5 protein-coding genes and 2 pseudogenes are annotated in these 5,277 nt (G+C 66.2%); 5 read left to right on the forward strand and 2 right to left on the reverse strand.

What is annotated here, in order from left to right; genetic code table 11:
• Nucleotides 1–180 precede the first annotated feature (180 nt).
• On the forward strand, nt 181–525 hold the full coding sequence (locus tag JHD07_RS31975) for an HU family DNA-binding protein (protein WP_291629404.1): 345 nt from the start codon (nt 181–183) through the stop codon (nt 523–525).
• Nucleotides 526–628: 103 nt separating this feature from the next.
• Nucleotides 629–1,879: a peptidase T gene (pepT, locus tag JHD07_RS31980; protein WP_291629405.1), complete on the forward strand. Its 1,251-nt coding sequence runs from the start codon at nt 629–631 to the stop codon at nt 1,877–1,879.
• A 66-nt stretch (nt 1,880–1,945) separates the two neighbouring features.
• Here pepT and JHD07_RS31985 read toward each other — a convergent pair whose 3' ends face one another.
• Nucleotides 1,946–2,836 (reverse strand): hypothetical protein, encoded by an 891-nt coding sequence (locus tag JHD07_RS31985; protein ID WP_291629406.1) that lies wholly within the window; start codon nt 2,834–2,836, stop codon nt 1,946–1,948.
• A 347-nt stretch (nt 2,837–3,183) separates the two neighbouring features.
• Between JHD07_RS31985 and JHD07_RS31990 the strand changes: the two genes are divergently transcribed.
• From JHD07_RS31990 to JHD07_RS32000, 3 genes and pseudogenes are all read left to right on the forward strand, one after another.
• Nucleotides 3,184–3,414, forward strand: a complete 231-nt coding sequence (locus JHD07_RS31990) for a hypothetical protein (protein WP_291629408.1) — start codon at nt 3,184–3,186, stop codon at nt 3,412–3,414.
• 52 nt (nt 3,415–3,466) lie between these two features.
• Nucleotides 3,467–3,895, forward strand: coding sequence for a hypothetical protein (locus JHD07_RS31995; protein ID WP_366865567.1), 429 nt, complete (start codon nt 3,467–3,469; stop codon nt 3,893–3,895).
• 57 nt (nt 3,896–3,952) lie between these two features.
• A pseudogene (locus tag JHD07_RS32000) lies at nt 3,953–4,486 on the forward strand (TolC family protein); the annotation flags it as partial.
• Between the two features lie 62 nt (nt 4,487–4,548).
• Here the strand turns inward: JHD07_RS32000 and JHD07_RS32005 are convergent.
• A pseudogene (locus JHD07_RS32005) lies at nt 4,549–5,262 on the reverse strand (DNA polymerase IV); the annotation flags it as partial.
• Nucleotides 5,263–5,277: the final 15 nt, after the last annotated feature.

Below are 5,277 nucleotides of genomic sequence, written 5' to 3' on the forward strand. Positions count from 1 at the left end.
GTGTTAGCCTGAACTGTGTTGGCCTGAGCTTGCCGACGCCTTTGCGCGCCTTGCCGCAGTGGCCGGGAACCCCCGGCATAGTCAGCCCGCGCCCGAATCGTCTACGTCTCCCGGGACTTAGAGGGATCCCCACGCTTTCCGGCATTTCCGGGGACTTCCTGGTCATTGAGGAGGCCAGACATGGGTAAGAAAGATTCGGCCAAGAAGGATTTGGCCAAGAAGGATTCGGCAAAGAAGGCAGCCGCTCCCGCCACGATCACGCTCAAGCACCTCGCCGCCGACATCGCCGAGAGCCAGGACCTGTCCAAGAAGCGCGCCGAGGCCGTCCTGACCGACATGGTCGAGCTGATCACCAAGCACCTGAAGAAGGGCGACCGTGTGCGCATCGTCGGCCTCGGCATCCTCCAGGTCCGCAAGCGTGCCGCCCGCACCGGCCGCAATCCTGCCACCGGCGAGGCGATCCACATCAAGGCCAGCAGGAAGGTCGCCTTTCGCCCGGTCAAGGAGCTGAAGGACGCGATCTAAAACTCACGTTTCGTTAAGCCTGATCCACCCCGTTACGGCCGCATCACGGCCCGCTTTTCTGATATACCGCGTGCTTCCCAAAGACCCGGCGGTTTGACCAGAAATGTCCTCCCTCACCTTTTCGCACACCGTGACCGAGCGCTTCCTGCGCTACGTCACCATCGACACCCAGTCCGATCCGGACTCTCCCCGCTCGCCTTCGACCGAGAAGCAGAAGGATCTCGGCCGCGTGCTCGCCGCCGAGCTGAAGGCCATGGGCGTCGAGGACGCGCATCTCGACGAGTACGGCTATGTCTACGGCACGATCCCAGGCAATACCGACAAGAAGGTGCCGGTGATCTGCTTCTGCTCGCATATGGACACCTCGCCCGACGTCACCGGCAAGGACGTCAAGCCGCAGGTCTGGAAGAACTATCGCGGCGGCGACATCACGCTGCCGGGCGACACCAGCCAGGTGATCCGCTTTGCCGAGCACCCCGCGCTGAAGAACCAGATCGGCAACGACATCATCACCACCGACGGCACGACGCTCTTGGGGGCCGACAACAAGGCGGGCGTCGCCGAGATCATGGATGCCGCGTATTTCTTCATCAACAATCCCGACGTGAAGCACGGCACCATCAAGATCCTGTTCACACCGGACGAGGAGATCGGCCGCGGCGTCGACAATGTCGACCTGAAGAAGCTTGGCGCCGATTTCGCCTACACCATGGACGGCGAGAGCGCCGGCTGCGTCGAGGACGAGACCTTCTCGGCCGACGGCGCCACCATCACCATCACCGGTGTCAGCGCCCATCCCGGCTACGCCAAGGGCAAGATGGAGCACGCGATCAAGATCGCCGCCGCCATCGTCGAGCGCCTGCCGAAGGAGGGCTGCTCGCCCGAGACCACCTCGGGCAAGCAGGGCTTCCTGCATCCGATCGGCATCGAGGGGGCGCTGGAACAGGCGACGCTGTCCTTCATCGTTCGCGACTTCACCGAGGAAGGGCTGAACGAGAAGGAGGCGCTGCTCGAGGACATCGTCAAGGACGTGATGAAGGACTATCCGCGCTCGGCCTACACGTTCGAGGTGAAGGAGCAGTATCGCAACATGAAGCAGGTGATCGACCGTCACCCGCACGTGCTCGAATACGCCATCGAGGCGATCCGCCGGGCCGGCCTGCGCCCGATGCGCACCGCGATCCGCGGCGGCACCGACGGCTCGCGCCTGTCCTTCATGGGCCTGCCCTGCCCCAACATCTTCGCCGGCGAGCACGCCTTTCATTCGCGGCTCGAATGGGTCAGCCGGCAGGATATGGAAAAGGCGGTGCAGACCATCGTGCACCTCGCGATGATCTGGGAAGAGAAGGCGTAGAGCGGCCCGCAGAACGGGCCGGTCGAGCATGATGGCCGGGCTTGCGCCCGGCCATTTGCTTGGGACCTACGGCAACGGCATCGCGCGCTGGGTGCGATGGAACCTGTTGGAACTCGCCATCCAGTTCGGCAACGGCGCGCCATCACGATGGCGCCCGCCGGCGACGGCGGCGGCCCAGGCTACCGCGGCGCCGATCAGGGTGGCGGCTGCGATCGAGAACGCCACGATGATGGAATTGCGCCGCGCGCGGTCGATGGCCGTCTTGGCGTCTGCTATCGAAGCAGTGACTCGCCGTTCGGCATCCGGTGCCGCAAGGCCCGTCACGGCCGCAACCTGCTGCACGAGATAGGTTCGATCATCGGCGCTGACGCCGCTGTGGCTGGACGACGTCAGGAGAATCCGCCCGGCTTCGGCGCGCACCTCCCTGAGATCCGTGTTCGGCGCGCGGCGCGGTGCGCGGAACAGCTTGTCGAGCTCGTAGCTCAACAAGGGCTCCGCCGCCGACGTGTTGCTGGCCGAGCTGCGCAGCGGCGAACGGTCGATCGCGGCAGCCCCGAGAAGCGCGAGCATTGCCGCGCCGGCCAGTACGGCCAGGGCCCAGGCAATCAGCCCGTGTAGTCCGTCCCGCCGCTCGCCGTCATCCTCGACTGTTGCAAGCTCGGGCGCCGGCCGGGTTGTCCGGCCGGCGACGTAGCCGCCAAAGCCGAAGCTGACGATCGCCTGGATGATCAGATAAAGCCCGGAGAGGAGCGCCAGCGCAGCCGATGCATCACGCCAGGTCGGCGAGGCCGAACTGACACCGAGGCCGACGGCGACGCCAAAGCCGATCAGGATGAACGACATTGCGCCCGCCGCGAGTGCACCTGCGAACACCGAGCTCCACTGAATGGTCCGAGCGGGCTCCTCCAGGAACTCGTCTTCCAGAACCTCTTCTCGCATGAGCGTTTCAACGGTCATCGCGCCGCTCTCAGCGCAGGCCGAAGAACGACAGGATCGCCATGATGACGACGATCAAGCCGATCAGATAAATCAGTCCGTCCATAGTCCGTCCTCCTCAGTTTCTTCAGCTCGCTAATCGCGACGAATGAGGAACGTTCCAAATTAGGCGGATCGCCTGGAACGAACCTGGAAGATGCGGGTTACCCGCTCAAGTCCTAGGGATAAAGATCGTGAGCCCATGAGGCCTCAGCCGGTTCGTCTGGCTGGGGCCTTTCCGTTGCCCGCGCCTGTCATATGTTAGCGACGCGCGAGCCCGGATCATCAAGGATGCGATCGGGGAGAGACTTCCAGATTTGGAGCGGCGCGTGGATCGCAGAACAGCGTGCCTGCATCAGGCCGATGCATTCCGGGAGAAGGCCCTCGCCGATCCCGAGCACCACGACGAATGGATCGACGAGGCCATCAAATGGCTGGAGCGCGCGATGGAAGCGAGCTGCCGCGCGGTGGTCGCCTTGGAAGCTGACGATGGCAGCGAAGCTCCGGCCCCGACGATCGAAACCGTGGCGCCACTTCGCCGCGCGATTGTCCGCCAGTGAGAGGCGCTCGCGGCATATCCACTGATGCGGCAATTGTTCCAGGGACGTAACAATGTTGCGGGTCGACACTGTTCCCGCCGCCATGCTAGGCCGGGCAGACCGCAGCCAGAGTGACCTCGTGCCCACCCATCGCCAGACCTCGGAAACCTGCCGTCCACGCCATTGGCGTGGGCTGCTGTCCGTGCTGATTGCGGTCGTCTATCTGCTCGCAGGCGCGCTGCACGGCGCCCACGACATCGACGTCACCACGCCCGCCGGCGGTTCGGAAATCGCCGCGGTGCTCGACGGGGCCACAGGCCACAGCGACCACAAGGCCATCGGCGGACATCATTGCCATGGCTGCTTCTCGCTGGCGGTATCACAGTCTGCGCCATCGACCGGGGCAATCGCGCTGATGTCGGCGACGCGTCCGCAACTTGCGCCCCGGCTTGCCGGCATCATCCCCGACACCGACTCGCCTCCTCCTAAGCCCATTGCCTGAACGGATCGGTCGGGCGTTCCGCGCCCATAAGGTTTTATCCTTCAGAGGTCGGTTTTCATGTTTTGCAGGAGAGTGGCCGCGCGCCTGGCGTGCGCGGTGGCATGTCTGATTGCAGGATCGGCGCTGGCGCCGTCGCACGCGCAGACTTTGAGCATGCGCAGCGCGCTGTCGCGCGCGCTGGCCGCGAGCCCGCGGCTCACGGCAGCCGAGCGCGACATCGGCATCGCCACCGGCCAGCGCATCCAGGCAGGCGCCCTACTCAATCCGGAGCTGACCTACGAGCAGGACGATTCATTCGGCTCCGGCAGATATCGCGGGACGCGGTCGGCCGAGACCACGCTCCAGATCAGCCAGGCCTTCGAGCTGTTCGGCAAGCGCGATGCCAGGATTGCCGCCGGCGTAGCCGGGGTCGAAGTGGCGGCGATCCAGCGCCAGGCCGTCCGGCTGGAAGTGCTGTCGGAGACCGCGATCGCCTTCCTCGGCGTGCTCGGCGCGCAGCGGCGCATCCAGATCCTCGACGAGCAGATTGCCGCGATCGACCGCCTGACGCCGCTGCTCCGCCGCCGCGTCGAGGCCGGCGCCTCCTCGCCGGCCTCGGTGCGCTCCAGGCGCACGCCGATGAGGCGCACGGGCACGAAGTCGCGCGCAGCCCAGCGGCGGAACAGGTCCTTGGCGGCCGCAAGCACGGCGAGCGTGCTGTCGGTCTCCGCGTCCAGCGTGCAGCTGCGGGTGATGGTCTCGAAGTCGCCGAAGCGGATCTTGATGGCGATGCGCCGCGTGGTGCCGCCCGAGGCACGGAGGCGCCGGCATGCGCTCTCGGTGAGGCCGTGCAGCATGTCGATGACGGCCTCGGGATCGGCGACGTCCTCGTCGAAGGTGGTCTCGTGCCCGACGCCCTTGCGCTCGTGCTCGGTCTCCACCGGGCGATCGTCGCGGCCGAAGGCGCGTTCGCGCATGCCGAGCGCGTGATCGCCGAGCGCCGTGCGGAGCTTGCCGGGATCCATGCGCTGCAGGTCGCCGAACGTGCGGATGCCGGCGGCGTGGAAGTGCGGCAATGACTTGGGCCCCACGCCCCACATGCGCTCGATGCCGAGGGGCTGGAGCCAGGCGGCGAGGGCGTCCGGTGCATCGGGTGCCACGGTCAGGCCGTCCGGCTTGTCCATGTCGCTCGCGAGCTTCGCCACGAACTTGTTGGGGCCCACGCCCACGCTGACGGTGAGCCCAAGCTCCGCGCTGGTTGCTGCGCGGATGGCGCGCGCGATGTCGGGGCCGTCGCCGTGCAGGAGTCGGCTGCCGGTGACGTCGACGAAGGCCTCGTCGACGCTCAGTGCCTCGACCAGCGGCGAGAAGCGACCGAGGATGTCCATGAAGCGGTGGCTGAG

The sequence above is a fragment of the Bradyrhizobium sp. genome (assembly GCF_016462955.1).
Lineage (GTDB): Bacteria > Pseudomonadota > Alphaproteobacteria > Rhizobiales > Xanthobacteraceae > Bradyrhizobium.

Bases quoted from the DNA above. Each gene is read 5' to 3' on its own strand.
- JHD07_RS31975 (WP_291629404.1), top strand. From the start codon at position 181: ATGGGTAAGAAAGATTCGGCCAAGAAGGATTTGGCCAAGAAGGATTCG.
- pepT (WP_291629405.1), top strand. From the start codon at position 629: ATGTCCTCCCTCACCTTTTCGCACACCGTGACCGAGCGCTTCCTGCGC.
- JHD07_RS31985 (WP_291629406.1), bottom strand. From the start codon at position 2,836: ATGACCGTTGAAACGCTCATGCGAGAAGAGGTTCTGGAAGACGAGTTC.
- JHD07_RS31995 (WP_366865567.1), top strand. From the start codon at position 3,467: ATGTTGCGGGTCGACACTGTTCCCGCCGCCATGCTAGGCCGGGCAGAC.